This is a genomic window from Methyloversatilis discipulorum, assembly GCF_000527135.1.
Classification (GTDB): domain Bacteria; phylum Pseudomonadota; class Gammaproteobacteria; order Burkholderiales; family Rhodocyclaceae; genus Methyloversatilis; species Methyloversatilis discipulorum.
In genome coordinates, this window is the sequence record NZ_AZUP01000001.1 from 1,552,474 (window position 1) to 1,564,967 (window position 12,494).

Below are 12,494 nucleotides of genomic sequence, written 5' to 3' on the forward strand. Positions count from 1 at the left end.
TTCAGTCTTTCAGCAATCGGGAAATGTGTTCGAGGATGGCGCGCGCAATGACCGGCTTGGGCGCTCGCACAAGCGGGTGGCGACCTTCGGCGTCGTACAGCACGACGGCGTTGTCTTCCCCGCCCAGCCCGTCGGCCACCAGATTGCCGACGACCAGCGGCAGCTTCTTGGCCGCCCGCTTGCCTTGTGCATAGGTGTCGAGGTCATGGCTTTCAGCCGCGAAGCCAACGCAGAACGGTGCATCGGCGCGCGCCGCCACGTCGGCAAGGATGTCCGGATTGCGCACCATGTCGATCGACAGCTTGTCGGCGCTCTTCTTTATCTTGCGCTCGCTGGGTGCCGCCGGTCGGTAGTCCGCGACCGCAGCGACCGCAATGAATACATCGCAGGCAGCGTAGCGTGACAGCACCGCTTCGTGCATGGACAGCGCGCTGCTCACATCGACGCGCTCGACACCGAACGGTTTGGCCAGCCCGGTCGGTCCGCTGATCAGCGTCACTTCCGCGCCTGCCCTCGCCGCCGCGCACGCCAGCGCGTAGCCCATGCGCCCCGAGCTCAGATTGGTCACGACGCGCACCGGATCGATGGCCTCGGCCGTCGGTCCGGCCGTGATCAGCACACGCCGGCCAGCCATCGTCTTCGGCGTGAAATGGGCGAGCACCGCATCGAGCAATTCGGCCGGCTCGACCATGCGACCGAGGCCGACCTCACCGCAGGCCTGCTCGCCCGCCGCTGGTCCGACGACAATGGCGCCATCGCCACGCAGCGTATTCATATTGCGGGCGGTCGCCGGGTGTTCCCACATCTGCCGGTTCATCGCCGGCGCCACCATCAGCGCGCAGGTCGCGTCACGCGCGAGGCACAGGGTGCTCAGCAGATCGTCGGCACGACCCTGCACCAGCTTCGCGATGCAATCGGCGGTGGCGGGTGCGATCAGCAGCAACTGCGCGTCCCGGGTGAGATCGATGTGCGCCATGCCATTGGGCATGCGCGCGTCCCACAAGTCCGACCACACGGGCTCGCCGGTGATGGCCTGGAAGGTGGCCGCGCCGATGAAATGAGCGGCCGCTTCGGTCATCACGACGCGCACGCGCGCGCCCTCCTTGATCAGCAAGCGCGCCAGTTCCGCCGACTTGTAGGCCGCCACGCCACCGGTGACGGCCAGCACGATGGTGCGCCCGGACAGCTCCGCCTTGGAATTCATGACAATGTAGTATCCTGCACCGAGTCGACGACGGATTGTAACGCGATGGCGATCAAGGACTGGAGCGCGGACCAGCGGCCGCGCGAGCGACTGCTGATGCAAGGCGCCGAGGCGCTGTCGTCGGCCGAACTGCTGGCCATCTTCCTGCGCGTCGGCGTCAGCGGGAAATCGGCGGTCGATCTTGCGCGGGACCTGCTGGCGCATTTCGACGACAGCGTGACCTGCATGGCCAGCGCCAGCATTGCCGATCTGTGCCGGGTAAAGGGGATGGGAACGGCCAAGGCGGTACAGCTGAAGGCCACATTCGAACTGGCACGGCGCGCGCTGGGCGAGCAGTTGAAGGAGCGCGACGCACTGAGCTCACCACAGGCGGTGCGCGACTGGCTCAAGCTGCGCCTGAGTGGTCTGGCGCACGAGGTATTCATGGTGCTGCTGCTCGATGCGCAGAACCGGCTGCTGCAGGCGGTCGAACTGTTCCGCGGTACGCTGACGCAGACCAGCGTCTATCCGCGCGAAGTCGTGAAACTGGCGCTGGCGCACAATGCGGCGGCCGTCATCCTCGCCCACAACCACCCGTCCGGCGTGGCGGAGCCGTCCCGCGCCGACGATCTCCTGACACAGTCATTGAAGCAGTCGCTGGCATTGATCGATGTGCGCGTACTCGACCATGTCATCGTCGGCAGCGGCGCGACCTGCTCGTTTGCCGAGCGCGGAATTCTTTGAAGAACTTGAACAAAACCGGATCCGTACTCTATAATCGCGAGCTTTTCCGATTCTGGAGCTCGAAACATGTCCCGCGTTTGCCAAGTTACCGGGAAGTCGCCGATGGTGGGTAACAACGTTTCCCACGCTAACAACAAGACCAAGCGCCGCTTCCTGCCCAATCTCCAGCAACGCCGTTTCTGGCTGGAGTCCGAAGGCCGTTTTGTCAGCCTGCGCGTCAGCACCAAGGGTCTGCGCACGATCGACAAGAAGGGCATCGAAACCGTGCTCGCCGAAATTCGCGCACGCGGCGAAAAGATCTGAGATTTCCGGCCACGCCGGAACAATGCAATCCGGCTCAGCCGGCATAGACAGGAAGGAAAGACGTCATGGCCAAGGGCGGACGCGACAAGATCAAGCTGGAATCCACTGCCGGCACCGGTCATTTCTACACGACCACGAAGAACAAGCGCACCAAGCCTGAGAAGATGGAGATCATGAAGTTCGATCCCAAGGCTCGCAAGCACGTGATGTACAAGGAAACCAAGCTCAAGTGAGGCTTCCTCGCCGCCCGGCGAACTGCCCGGGCCGCAATAAAAAACCCGCCGATGGCGGGTTTTTTATTGCCTGTCCGCCCGGAACGCTGAAAGCGTACTGAACGGGCAGCGCAGGGAGCGCCGTGCGGCGCTCCGTACTTCCGAATCAGCGGACGACTGTCTGCGCCTCGCCCTCGCCGCAGCGCTCAATGCGGCCGATGCGATAGACGGTCTCGCCGGCCGCGCTCAGCGACTGCGTCGCGCGATCAGCATCCGCCGCCGACACGATGACCACCATGCCGATGCCGCAATTGAACACGCGGTACATCTCCTGCGCGGCCACGTTTCCGGCCTCGCGCAGCCAGGCGAACAGCGGCGGCAGCGTCCACGACGACGCATCGATGTGTGCCGACAGTCCGGCCGGCAGTACGCGCGGCACGTTGTCGAGCAGGCCGCCGCCGGTGATGTGGGCCATGCCCTTCACCAGCCCCGGCGCTTCCTTCATCAGCGCGAGCAGCGGCTTCACGTAGATGCGGGTCGGTTCGAGCACCGTCTCACGCAGCGTACGGCCGTGGAAGTCGGCATTCAGGTCCGGCGCGTCGCGCTCGAGGATCTTGCGCAGCAGGGAGTAGCCATTCGAATGCGCGCCGCTGGACGCCAGGCCGAGCACCACGTCGCCCTCGGCGATGGTTTCGCCGGTGATCAGCTGGCTTTTCTCGGCGATGCCGACCGCAAAGCCCGCGAGGTCGTATTCGCCAGCCGGGTACATGCCGGGCATTTCGGCCGTTTCACCACCGATCAGCGCACAGCCCGCGAGTTCGCAGCCGCGGGCGATGCCGCCGACCACGCGCGCCGCCGTATCGACGTCGAGCTTGCCGCAGGCGAAGTAGTCGAGGAAGAACACCGGTTCGGCGCCCTGCACCAGAATGTCATTGACGCTCATCGCCACCAGATCCTGGCCGACCGTGTCGTGACCGTCGAGCTGGAAGGCGAGTTTCAGCTTGGTGCCCACACCGTCGGTGCCGGACACCAGCACCGGCTCGCGGTAGTTCTTGGACACCTCGAACAGCGCGCCGAAACCGCCGATGCCGCCGATCACCTCGGGGCGCATCGTGCGCTTGGCCAGCGGCTTGATGCGCTCGACCAGCGCGTCGCCGGCGTCGATATCCACACCGGCAGCGGCGTAACTGAGGGGAGCGCGGGAATCCTTGGATGAAGTCATGACGTATGAGGCGCCGGGCGCCGGGAAAACAGGATGAATGAACGGGAGTGCAGCGGAATCTTGCTAAACTGCGGGGCGTTTTTGCACCGCATTCGCGCATTCCGCCCCAAGGGTGCGCATTCTACCCCGGCCCGCACCCCGCCATGACCCCTCCCGGCATCAACCGCAAACAAACCCTGCTGTGGGCAGGCGTCGGCGCGGCCATCGTCGGGCTGCTGTGGCTGCTCGGACCGACGCTGTCGCCCTTCATGCTGGGCCTGGTGCTGGCCTACATCTTCGAGCCACTGGTCGAGCGGCTGAGTCGTCGACGCGTGCCGCGCACGCTGGCCGTGGTGCTGGTCATCCTGTTCGTGATCAGTCTGGTGGTCGGACTCATCCTCATCCTGGTGCCGGTGATCCAGCAGGAGGTGCGCACGCTGATCGCGCGCCTGCCCGCCTATCTGACGGCGGCGCACGAACAGCTGGTGCCCTGGCTGCAGCAGCATTTCGGCATCACGCTGCAACTCGACGTGGATAGCCTGAAGCGCTTCATCACGAAGAACTGGAGCAGCGCACAGGACTACCTGATGGTGGCGCTCGAATACGTGAGCAGCCAGGGCGCGGTCATCGTCGGCGTCGTCGCCAACGTGCTGCTGACGCCGGTCGTCATGTTCTACCTGATGCGTGACTGGCGCGACCTGCGCCACCGCGTTGCCAAGCTGGTGCCGCGCCCATGGCTGAACCGCACGCTGTCGCTGGTCGACGAGATCGACGCGGTGCTCGCCGAATTCCTGCGCGGCCAGCTGTCGGTGATGGCGGCACTGGCGCTGTTCTACTGCGTCGGGCTTTGGATCGCCGGCGTCGATTACGCATTGCCGCTGGGCCTGCTGTCCGGCCTGCTCGGCTTCATTCCCTATGTCGGCTTCTCGACCGGCCTGCTGCTGTCGCTGCTGGTGGCCACCCTGCAGTTTCAGGGCTGGCCGCCGGTCATCGGTGTGGCCATCGTCTACAGCCTGGGTCAGTTGCTGGAAAGCTTCCTGCTCACGCCCTGGCTGGTTGGCGAACGCATCGGCCTGCACCCGCTGGCGGTCATTTTCGCGCTGATGGCTTTCGGCCAGCTGTTCGGTTTCGTCGGCGTGCTGATCGCGCTGCCCGCTTCAGCTGCCCTGCTGGTGGGTCTGCGCGAAGTGCGACGCCACTATCTGGCCAGCCATTTCTACCAGGGCGACGCGCCCAAGATCATCGAATGATGCGTCAGCTCCTGCTCGACATCCGCCCGATCGCCGCGCCCAGCCTCAGCAATTTCGTGGCCGGCGGCAATCGCGACCTGCTCGCCCACCTGCGCTCGATGACCGGCGACCAGCCGGGTGCGTCTGTGTATCTCTGGGGCGACAGCGGCAGTGGCCGCACCCACCTGTTGCGTGCGCTGGCGGCCGAATCGAAGGCGCGGGGGCTTTACCTCGAAGTCGACCAGATCAACTTCACGCCGCCTGACACCCTGATCGGCGCGCTCGAAGCCACGCACGCGAAACTCTGGCTGTTCGACGACATCCATCTGCTGGAGCCGGAGGCGCAGGGCGCGCTGTTCCGCGCGATCAATCTTGCGCACGCACGCGGCATCACGGTCGTCGCCGCCGGCAATTGCGCGCCGCGCACGCTGCCGCTGCGCGAAGACCTGCGTACGCGCATCGGCCAGATGCTGCCCTTCTGCATCCAGCCGCTGCACGACGACGAACGCATCGAACTGCTGCAAGCGCACGCAGCCGCACGTGGAATGAAAGTCGAGCAGGAGGTGCTCGACTATCTGCTGCGCCACGGCCGCCGCGACATCCGTTCGCTGCTCGGCATACTCGACCTGCTCGACGAACATTCACTGACCCGTCAGCGCCCGGTGACGCTGCCGCTGCTGCGCGAGGTCATGCAGACCAGACTGATCTGATACGGACACCACCATGGAACTGGTACTTTTCGACCTCGACAACACCCTGCTCGCCGGCGACTCGGACTTCGAGTGGGCGCAATTCCTGATTTCGAAGGGCGTACTCGACCGCGAGCTTTACGAGGCGCGCAATGAGACCTTCTACGCGCAGTACAAGGCAGGCACGCTGGACATCCACGAATTCCTCGACTTCCAGCTGGCACCGCTGTCCCGCCACAAGCGTGAGCAACTGGACGCCTGGCACGCCGAGTTCATGGTTCAGCAGATCCGCCCGCGCCTGACCGACGGCGCGCGCGGCCTGGTAAACGGCCACCTGGAAAGCGGCGCGCTGTGCGCCATCGTCACCGCCACCAACAGCTTCATCACCGGCCCGATTGCACGCGAGCTGGACGTGCCGCATCTGGTTGCCACCATCCCCGCACAGCAGGACGGCGAGTTCACCGGCAAACCGCGCGGCACGCCGGCCTTCCGCGAGGGCAAGATCGAGCGTGTCGAGCGCTGGCTGGAAGAACTCGGGCTGTATTTCGGCAGCTTCCGCCGCACCACCTTCTACAGTGATTCGCTGAACGACCTGCCTCTGCTCAGCCGGGTCAGCCATCCGGTGGCGGTCGATCCGGACCCGACGCTGGACGCGCACGCGCGTGCGCATGGCTGGCAGATCATGCATCTGCACAGCGGCAACATGATGCCGGACGACAACTGAGGAAAGTTTCATCATGGAGCGCAACACGCGGCAACGCACGGCAATCCTGGGCGCGATCGAGCAGGCAGGGCGACCTTTGTCACCGGGCGAGCTACATGATCTTGCGCGAGTCGACGCCCCGTCGCTCGGGCTGGCAACGGTCTATCGCAACATCAAATCGCTGCTCGGCGAAGGCCTGATCCGCGAAGTAAGCCTGCCGAGCGAAGCGCCACGCTACGAACTTGCGGATCTGGGACATCACCACCACTTCAAGTGCCGGCAATGCGAGCGGGTGTTCGACATCGCCGAATGCTGTACCGACTGGCATGCGATGGCGCCGGCGGGCTTTCAGGTCGAAGCGCACGACGTCACGCTGTTCGGTCTGTGCAGCCAATGTGCGGATGGAAAGGACCCCGTGCAGGCGCCGCACGGAGGCCACACCCACCGGCACGCTTGAGGCCGTTTGACAACGGCCGTCGGACCGGCGGCTCGTTGATGAAAATGTTATATCATTTGCGAATGATCCACGATGATGGAGACTGTCTTCCATGCACGCATTCGCACGAACGGCCGCACTCGCCCTTTCCCTTCAGTTCCCGCTGCTGGCGCACGCCATCCACTTCGACGTCAAGGTCGGCCTCGACGGCCCGGTGTCGACGCCCGGCAGCCAGCTGACCACCGGCTTCTTCGGTGATCTGCCCATCACCACGCTACCGGTGGACACCCTTACCGGCTACAACGTGTTTCCGGGCGATTTCGGCGATTTCGAAGGGGGTCCGCGCGCCACTGACGACCCGGGTTTCCAGTCCTTCGCCGGTGCGCTGGCGGCAGGTGACGTACTCGGCTATCGCGCGCTCGGCACCCTGCAGCAGTGGGACGCGGTCAGCGGCACCTGGAGCGATGCCCAGGCAGGCATCGGCATACGTCTGTATGGCGGCGCGCCACCGGCGGTGGCGGAAGCCTATCTGACCTACCTGATGATGCCGCAGTACGCGCCGCCGAACGCACTGGCGAACTACCAGTACTACATGAATGGCACGCTGTTTTCCGGTACCGGCATTTCCGGCCCGGACGCGGCATTCATCGACGGTGCCAGCAGCTCCGGCACCTTCCATACCCACTTCGACTTCTTCATCGAAGGTGCGGCCCCGGCCACCGCCTACATGATCACGCTGCAACTGACCGACGATGCCGTGATCGGCGGACGGGGCCTCTATGAAGATTCCGAGCCGTTCCACATCGTGTTCAATTACGGGCTGCCGCAAGCGCAGTACGACGCCGCCTTCCTGTCGCGCGTGACACCGGCCGTACCCGAACCTTCGGCAGCGGCAATGCTGGCGCTCGGCCTCGGACTGCTCGCTCTGGCCCGCCGCCGCGTCAGAAGCTGATCGTCATGCCGACCTCCACACTGCGCCCTGGCTCCGGCGAGAAAGAGCGCAGAAAGGAGGTCGCATTGCGTATTTCCGCATCGAGCAGGTTGCGCACGCGCAGGAAGACCGTCATTTCGCTGTCGCCGGTCAGCCGCGTCAGATGGTTCAGATTGGCGTCGACGCGCGTGTAGCCATCGCTCGGCGTTTCATTGATGCCCGGCCGGTCCTGGTCGGCGTAGCGGGTCACCCGCAACCGCCCGTCCCACGCGCTCTTGCGGAAGGCGATCTGGACGCCGTAGCGCAGCGGCGGCATGCGCGGCAGATCCTGATTCAGTGCAGCAAGCCGTCCGTCGACCCTGTCCACGAATACCGACCCGTCGAGGTCGCCCGCCGGTGTGGCGCGCCACTTGTAGCTCACCTCCGCCTCAAAGCCCTTCAGCCGCGCGTCGGACTGTGTGTGCTGCACCAGCGGCAGGCATTCTTCCAGTCGCACGCAGTTGCCCTGGAACGGAAACAGGCCGGCTGCCGCCCGCGCCGTGTTGTAGAAACCGGGCAAGGTCTGCTGGTAGATGTAATTGTCCGCCTCGTTCGAAAACAGGTTGAGTCGTGCGCCGACGCGCGCGGTATCCAGTTCGATGCCAAGTTCCAGCCCACGCATCGTTTCGATGGCCAGATCCGGGCGACCGATTTCATAGGTGCGCGTCGCCAGATGCGGGCCCAGCGAATACAGCTCGTGGATTTCCGGTGCCCGCTGCGAAATCGAGCGGGTGATACTCAGTTTCAATTCATCGCTGGCCTGCCAGTGCAGCGCCAGCGAACGACTCTGCGGCGCCATCCGGCGCGCCGGAAAGGGCACACCCAGTCGCGGTTCCGCCTGCATGCGCACCAGATCGGTCCGCCAGCCCGCTTCAAGCGTCCACGCTGACCAGCGGAACTGCTGCACGGCATACAACGCCGACGACCGCAGTTCGGTGCGCGGCACGAACGATTCGACCCCCACTGCGGAAAAGCGCCGCTGCACGTGGTGTACACCTATCGTGCCCGGAAGGTTTTCGTGCGCGCGGTGTGCCAGTTCGAGACGCTGTTCGATGGCATCGTTACGGAAGGTCGTAGCCACCGTGCCATTGTCGATCTCGTCGTGGCGGTATTCGATATGGCTGCCGGTGTAGCGTATGCCTTCGAGCCAGCTCTCGCCCACCCACTCGGCGCGGGTATCCACACGCCGGTTGTCCATGTCGATGCGGACGCGGTTTTCACCGCCATGCGAATGTCCGGGCGCCGGCGGGATGCCATAGTTGTTCGAACCGTTGTTCACCGCGGCGCCGAGCAGTACGTTGCCGATGAACAGACTGCCGCCCAGCGTGCCGGCGGCCGAACGGGCATCGCTGTTGCGCAGGCGGCCACAGCTGTTTTCGGTGTTGATCTGCCCGAACTGCTGCAGCACCGCCGCGTCGTCGACGGCGCAACCGGCGATGTGGCTGTCCCCCCTGTTGCGGCTGGATGCACTGCCGCGCAATACGAATTCCTGCCGCCCGGCATCGAGGCGCACGGCGCCGACGCGTTCCGCGCCATTGAAGTTGTAGCTGGTGTCGAACACACCTTCGACACCGCGCAGGGGAACGCGCAAAGGAATGCGCCCGTCCTCGACATCGACCACGCCGCCGATGGCGCCCCCGCCGTAGCGCACGGTCGCGGGCCCGCGCAATACACGCACCGACTCAGCCAGCGTCGCATCGGCGGTGGACGCGTGGTCCGGGCTGAAGGTCGACGCATCGTGCGTGGCGCCGCCATTGCTGAGCACCTTGACACGCGCGCCGCTCAGTCCGCGGATGACCGGCAGGCCGACCCCGGAACCGAAGCTTGCGTTGTGCACGCCCGCCTCTTCACCCACGGTTTCGCCCAGCGTGGCACCCCGGCGGTCCCGCAGTGCGCCGCCGCGCAACAGCGTGCCCGGTCGGCCGGGTTCCCGCACGTCTTCGTTTTCACGCGTGCCTTCGACTTCCACCGGCGCCAGTTCTATGGCGGCCGCCTCCTGACCCCAGGTGGACGGGCAATGCAGCAGATGCGCGAGCAAGCTCGCCAACGCGACGTGGCGGCCGCATGAAGCGCTGAACGGGGGTTTCACGGCGTATTGGTTGAGAGGCGGGCCCGTGCAGTCGGTCCGCCGGATCGAGGGCGTTGTAAGGATCAGCGGCGACTCGACCTCATCTAATAAGAATCGAATGTCGCTAACATTGATGCGAATAATAACGTATTATCGTTAACAGACGGTATGCCCCTCCGCCTGTTTTCCTCAACCTCTTTCCGGGAGACCTTCCGATGACACATTCCGCTCGCCCCGGCCTGCGCGCCGCCGGTCTGATTTCCGCTCTTTGCCTGTCAGCACTCGCCGCGCCTGTCTTTGCAGCCGAACACGAGGGCGACATCGAAGTCGGCGCCATCGGCGGCCAGCTTGTGGTGGACCCCGAGGCCCATGCGCCCTCCACCCCCCTCGGCTACAAGATTTTCGAAGGCAATTTCCGCGACCTCGCGGGTGGCCTTTACAACACCGATGACCCCGGTTTCGTCGCCGAAGAGGGCGCCCTGGACCAGCACGGCGCCCTGCTCACCTTCGCCGGCCTGGGTGTGCTCCAGTCGTGGAACGGCAGCGCCTGGGTGACATCGACCGCGGCTGTCGCGATCACCATTGAAGATGTGCTTGGCGAAGTCACGACCTTCTCCGGCAGTGGCGTGAGCGCCGGCGCCAGCAGCTTCCTGGCGCAGATTTCCGGCATCGGCGACATCCACGAACATCTGGATTTCGACCTCACCGGCGCTGATCGTGGCGTGGCATCCGCCTATCTGATCACGCTCACACTGGGTTCCCTGACCGACGTCGCGGCATCCAGTGGCCCGTATGCGGCATCGAACCCGTTCCACATCGCCTTCAACGCCGGCCTGAGCGCCGACGCCTTCGAAGGCGCCGTCGCCCAACTGGCCGCGCCGGTACCCGAACCGGAAACCTACGCCATGCTGCTGGCCGGCCTGGGCCTGCTGGGTCTGGCCCGTCGCCGTCAGCACTGATCCCGGCGACAACCGGGGCCGACATCTGATGCCGGCCCCGGAAAGAACAGCCGGCTACAGGCCGGCATGCCTGCCCGCCCTCCTCTTCTTTCCCCCAACGCTGCGTTCCGCCCCGCCTCGTCCGCCGCGTACCGCGGCCTATACGGCAGCACCCCGCATTTGATAATCCATTATCGTTTACGGGCACCGCAGGAGCGGCTACTATTGCGACTCGATTATCATCTGGAGAACTGAAATGACCGCTGTACGTTCCATCGTGCTGCTCGCATTCGCGGCCTGCACCCAGGTCGCTCACGCTGACGAGCCGCTGCGCGCCGACGAGGGCATCGGTTTCTACATCGGCATCGACAACCTGGCCACCGTGGCGAGCGGCACCTTCGCCGGACAAGCCAATCCCAACTACGGCCGGCTCACCTTCCTGTTCGATCACGGCAATCACTTCCACGGCATCGGCGCCTACAGCCACACCGGTACCGCCAATGCGCCGATCGTCAATGGCACCAACGCGAACAACCGCCTGCCGGAACTGTATTCGCGCATCGACCCGCTTCCCGGCACCCTGGCACTGACCGCCGGCAGCGGCGACTACGCCGGCATGTGGGTCAGCGGCGTGCTCGGCGAAGACGTTCCGCACCACGAATACAGCTACCTCGGCATGTCGTCGATCCAGTCGCTGGCGGGGAATGCTGCCGACAGCGCAGAGGCCATCCTGTTCAACAGCAGCAGCAACCGCTGGAATGCCGCGCTCGACGGCGTGCAGGTGGCGCTCAAGCTCGAATACGCCACCCCGGGCCTGAAAGTGGCGGCGAATGGCGACATGGACCTGTTCGACAGCGGCAACCTCTACCTGCTGGGCGACGGCAATGCCTTCGATTTCCTGCCCACCTTCTGGGTGGATTCGGCAGCCGCCGCGGGCACCTACACGGCCCAGTTCTCGCTCGTGAATCTCGGCAGCAATACGGCCGTGCGTGATGGCGGCACCTTCTACATCGACTTCGCCGTCCCGGCGCCGGTGCCCGAACCGTCCACCTGGGCGATGCTGCTTGCCGGCCTGTTCATGCTGGGCCACGTCGCCAGCCGTCGTACCTGAAGCAGGCCCAGGCCCGCATGCGCCATGCAGCCCGCTCATGCATGGCGCATGCGGGCCGGTATCGACATGACTGCCAGACTTCAATCCTGCAACACGGCGACATCGCCCGGTACGGCCGACGCCACCGACCTGGCCGGCCTGGCGCGCATCTTCGACGCCGACTGCAATCTGGCGCGCATGCCGCGCGCCCTGCCGTCGGCCCTGTCCGACTTCCTTGACCAGGTCGCGGTGCACTCTGCGCTGCGCGGCCTGCCGCGCACCGTTCTCGACTGTGGACAGACGCTGACGCCCCATGCCCTGCCTGCCCAGGCCGGCCGGCAGATCCTGCTCGACGAAGTCCGCCTGTGCGGCGAACTGCTGTGCGACCTGACCGGCAGCCCGCGCTTCGGCCTGCGCATCGAAGTGCTCGATCGCGCCATGTGTCCGCGCTGGCACGTCGATCAGGTCGGCCTGCGCCTGCTGGTCACCTGGCGCGGACCGGCCACCGAGTGGCTGGACGAAGCCTGCGCCGACCGCAGCCAGCTGGGCGGCGACGGCGTGATGCGCGACAGCGCGGGCATCCGGCAAGCCCTGGCCGGTGACATCGTCTTGCTCAAGGGCGAACGCTGGCCCGGCAACGCCGGCCGCGGCGTCATCCACCGCTCGCCCTGCATTGACGACGACGCCCCGCGCATCGTCGCCGCCTTCGACTCCATCTGGTGAATACC

At 65.4% G+C, this 12,494-nt stretch carries 14 protein-coding genes; 11 read left to right on the top strand and 3 right to left on the bottom strand.

Going from position 1 to position 12,494, the window contains the following annotated elements; genetic code table 11:
• Position 1 precedes the first annotated feature (1 nt).
• On the bottom strand, positions 2 to 1,204 hold the full coding sequence (gene coaBC, locus METFAM1_RS0107065) for a bifunctional phosphopantothenoylcysteine decarboxylase/phosphopantothenate--cysteine ligase CoaBC (protein ID WP_019918907.1): 1,203 nt from the start codon (positions 1,202 to 1,204) through the stop codon (positions 2 to 4).
• 45 nt (positions 1,205 to 1,249) lie between these two features.
• On the opposite strand from coaBC, the gene radC reads away from it, so the two are divergent.
• The 3 genes from radC (at position 1,250) to rpmG (ending at position 2,463) form a co-directional block, all read left to right on the top strand.
• On the top strand, positions 1,250 to 1,927 hold the full coding sequence (gene radC, locus METFAM1_RS0107070) for a RadC family protein (protein ID WP_019918908.1): 678 nt from the start codon (positions 1,250 to 1,252) through the stop codon (positions 1,925 to 1,927).
• A gap of 66 nt (positions 1,928 to 1,993) precedes the next feature.
• Positions 1,994 to 2,230 (top strand): 50S ribosomal protein L28, encoded by a 237-nt coding sequence (rpmB, locus tag METFAM1_RS0107075; RefSeq protein WP_024300540.1) that lies wholly within the window; start codon positions 1,994 to 1,996, stop codon positions 2,228 to 2,230.
• Positions 2,231 to 2,295: 65 nt separating this feature from the next.
• Positions 2,296 to 2,463 (top strand): 50S ribosomal protein L33, encoded by a 168-nt coding sequence (rpmG, locus tag METFAM1_RS0107080; RefSeq protein ID WP_019918910.1) that lies wholly within the window; start codon positions 2,296 to 2,298, stop codon positions 2,461 to 2,463.
• A gap of 145 nt (positions 2,464 to 2,608) precedes the next feature.
• On the opposite strand, the gene purM is transcribed toward rpmG, so the two are convergent.
• Positions 2,609 to 3,664, bottom strand: a complete 1,056-nt coding sequence (gene purM / locus METFAM1_RS0107085) for a phosphoribosylformylglycinamidine cyclo-ligase (RefSeq protein WP_024300541.1) — start codon at positions 3,662 to 3,664, stop codon at positions 2,609 to 2,611.
• A 143-nt stretch (positions 3,665 to 3,807) separates the two neighbouring features.
• On the opposite strand from purM, the gene METFAM1_RS0107090 reads away from it, so the two are divergent.
• From METFAM1_RS0107090 to METFAM1_RS0107110, 5 genes are all read left to right on the top strand, one after another.
• The gene (locus METFAM1_RS0107090) at positions 3,808 to 4,893 is read left to right on the top strand and encodes an AI-2E family transporter (protein ID WP_019918912.1); all 1,086 of its coding nucleotides are present in this window, start codon (positions 3,808 to 3,810) and stop codon (positions 4,891 to 4,893) included.
• Positions 4,890 to 5,582 carry a DnaA regulatory inactivator Hda gene (gene hda, locus METFAM1_RS0107095; protein WP_019918913.1) on the top strand — a complete coding sequence of 231 codons (693 nt, stop codon included), beginning with the start codon at positions 4,890 to 4,892 and terminating at the stop codon, positions 5,580 to 5,582. The genes METFAM1_RS0107090 and hda overlap by 4 nt, the downstream gene beginning before the upstream one ends.
• A gap of 13 nt (positions 5,583 to 5,595) precedes the next feature.
• Positions 5,596 to 6,285, top strand: coding sequence for a histidinol-phosphatase (locus METFAM1_RS0107100; RefSeq protein ID WP_019918914.1), 690 nt, complete (start codon positions 5,596 to 5,598; stop codon positions 6,283 to 6,285).
• Between the two features lie 13 nt (positions 6,286 to 6,298).
• Entirely contained in the window at positions 6,299 to 6,721 is a 423-nt protein-coding gene (locus tag METFAM1_RS0107105) for a Fur family transcriptional regulator (RefSeq protein WP_019918915.1), read from the top strand.
• Positions 6,722 to 6,812: 91 nt separating this feature from the next.
• Positions 6,813 to 7,652 (top strand): PEP-CTERM sorting domain-containing protein, encoded by an 840-nt coding sequence (locus METFAM1_RS0107110; RefSeq protein WP_019918916.1) that lies wholly within the window; start codon positions 6,813 to 6,815, stop codon positions 7,650 to 7,652.
• Here the strand turns inward: METFAM1_RS0107110 and METFAM1_RS0107115 are convergent.
• Positions 7,642 to 9,708, bottom strand: coding sequence for a TonB-dependent receptor (locus tag METFAM1_RS0107115; RefSeq protein WP_019918917.1), 2,067 nt, complete (start codon positions 9,706 to 9,708; stop codon positions 7,642 to 7,644). The genes METFAM1_RS0107110 and METFAM1_RS0107115 overlap by 11 nt on opposite strands.
• Positions 9,709 to 9,953: 245 nt before the next feature.
• Between METFAM1_RS0107115 and METFAM1_RS0107120 the strand changes: the two genes are divergently transcribed.
• The 3 genes from METFAM1_RS0107120 to METFAM1_RS0107130 all read left to right on the top strand — a co-directional run bounded on the left by METFAM1_RS0107120 (position 9,954) and on the right by METFAM1_RS0107130 (position 12,489).
• Positions 9,954 to 10,697: a PEP-CTERM sorting domain-containing protein gene (locus METFAM1_RS0107120; protein WP_019918918.1), complete on the top strand. Its 744-nt coding sequence runs from the start codon at positions 9,954 to 9,956 to the stop codon at positions 10,695 to 10,697.
• A gap of 235 nt (positions 10,698 to 10,932) precedes the next feature.
• Complete coding sequence (locus METFAM1_RS0107125; RefSeq protein WP_019918919.1) at positions 10,933 to 11,787, top strand: all3515 family Zur-repressed PEP-CTERM protein; 855 nt, start codon at positions 10,933 to 10,935, stop codon at positions 11,785 to 11,787.
• Positions 11,788 to 11,853: 66 nt separating this feature from the next.
• A complete protein-coding gene (locus tag METFAM1_RS0107130; protein ID WP_157256675.1) occupies positions 11,854 to 12,489 on the top strand; it encodes a DUF1826 domain-containing protein in 636 nt (211 codons plus the stop codon).
• Positions 12,490 to 12,494: the final 5 nt, after the last annotated feature.

What these genes read in the sequence shown, in the direction of transcription:
- coaBC (WP_019918907.1), bottom strand. Translation starts at nt 1,204, where the DNA reads ATGAATTCCAAGGCGGAGCTGTCCGGGCGCACCATCGTGCTGGCCGTC.
- radC (WP_019918908.1), top strand. Translation starts at nt 1,250, where the DNA reads ATGGCGATCAAGGACTGGAGCGCGGACCAGCGGCCGCGCGAGCGACTG.
- rpmB (WP_024300540.1), top strand. Translation starts at nt 1,994, where the DNA reads ATGTCCCGCGTTTGCCAAGTTACCGGGAAGTCGCCGATGGTGGGTAAC.
- rpmG (WP_019918910.1), top strand. Translation starts at nt 2,296, where the DNA reads ATGGCCAAGGGCGGACGCGACAAGATCAAGCTGGAATCCACTGCCGGC.
- purM (WP_024300541.1), bottom strand. Translation starts at nt 3,664, where the DNA reads ATGACTTCATCCAAGGATTCCCGCGCTCCCCTCAGTTACGCCGCTGCC.
- METFAM1_RS0107090 (WP_019918912.1), top strand. Translation starts at nt 3,808, where the DNA reads ATGACCCCTCCCGGCATCAACCGCAAACAAACCCTGCTGTGGGCAGGC.
- hda (WP_019918913.1), top strand. Translation starts at nt 4,890, where the DNA reads ATGATGCGTCAGCTCCTGCTCGACATCCGCCCGATCGCCGCGCCCAGC.
- METFAM1_RS0107100 (WP_019918914.1), top strand. Translation starts at nt 5,596, where the DNA reads ATGGAACTGGTACTTTTCGACCTCGACAACACCCTGCTCGCCGGCGAC.
- METFAM1_RS0107105 (WP_019918915.1), top strand. Translation starts at nt 6,299, where the DNA reads ATGGAGCGCAACACGCGGCAACGCACGGCAATCCTGGGCGCGATCGAG.
- METFAM1_RS0107110 (WP_019918916.1), top strand. Translation starts at nt 6,813, where the DNA reads ATGCACGCATTCGCACGAACGGCCGCACTCGCCCTTTCCCTTCAGTTC.
- METFAM1_RS0107120 (WP_019918918.1), top strand. Translation starts at nt 9,954, where the DNA reads ATGACACATTCCGCTCGCCCCGGCCTGCGCGCCGCCGGTCTGATTTCC.
- METFAM1_RS0107125 (WP_019918919.1), top strand. Translation starts at nt 10,933, where the DNA reads ATGACCGCTGTACGTTCCATCGTGCTGCTCGCATTCGCGGCCTGCACC.
- METFAM1_RS0107130 (WP_157256675.1), top strand. Translation starts at nt 11,854, where the DNA reads ATGACTGCCAGACTTCAATCCTGCAACACGGCGACATCGCCCGGTACG.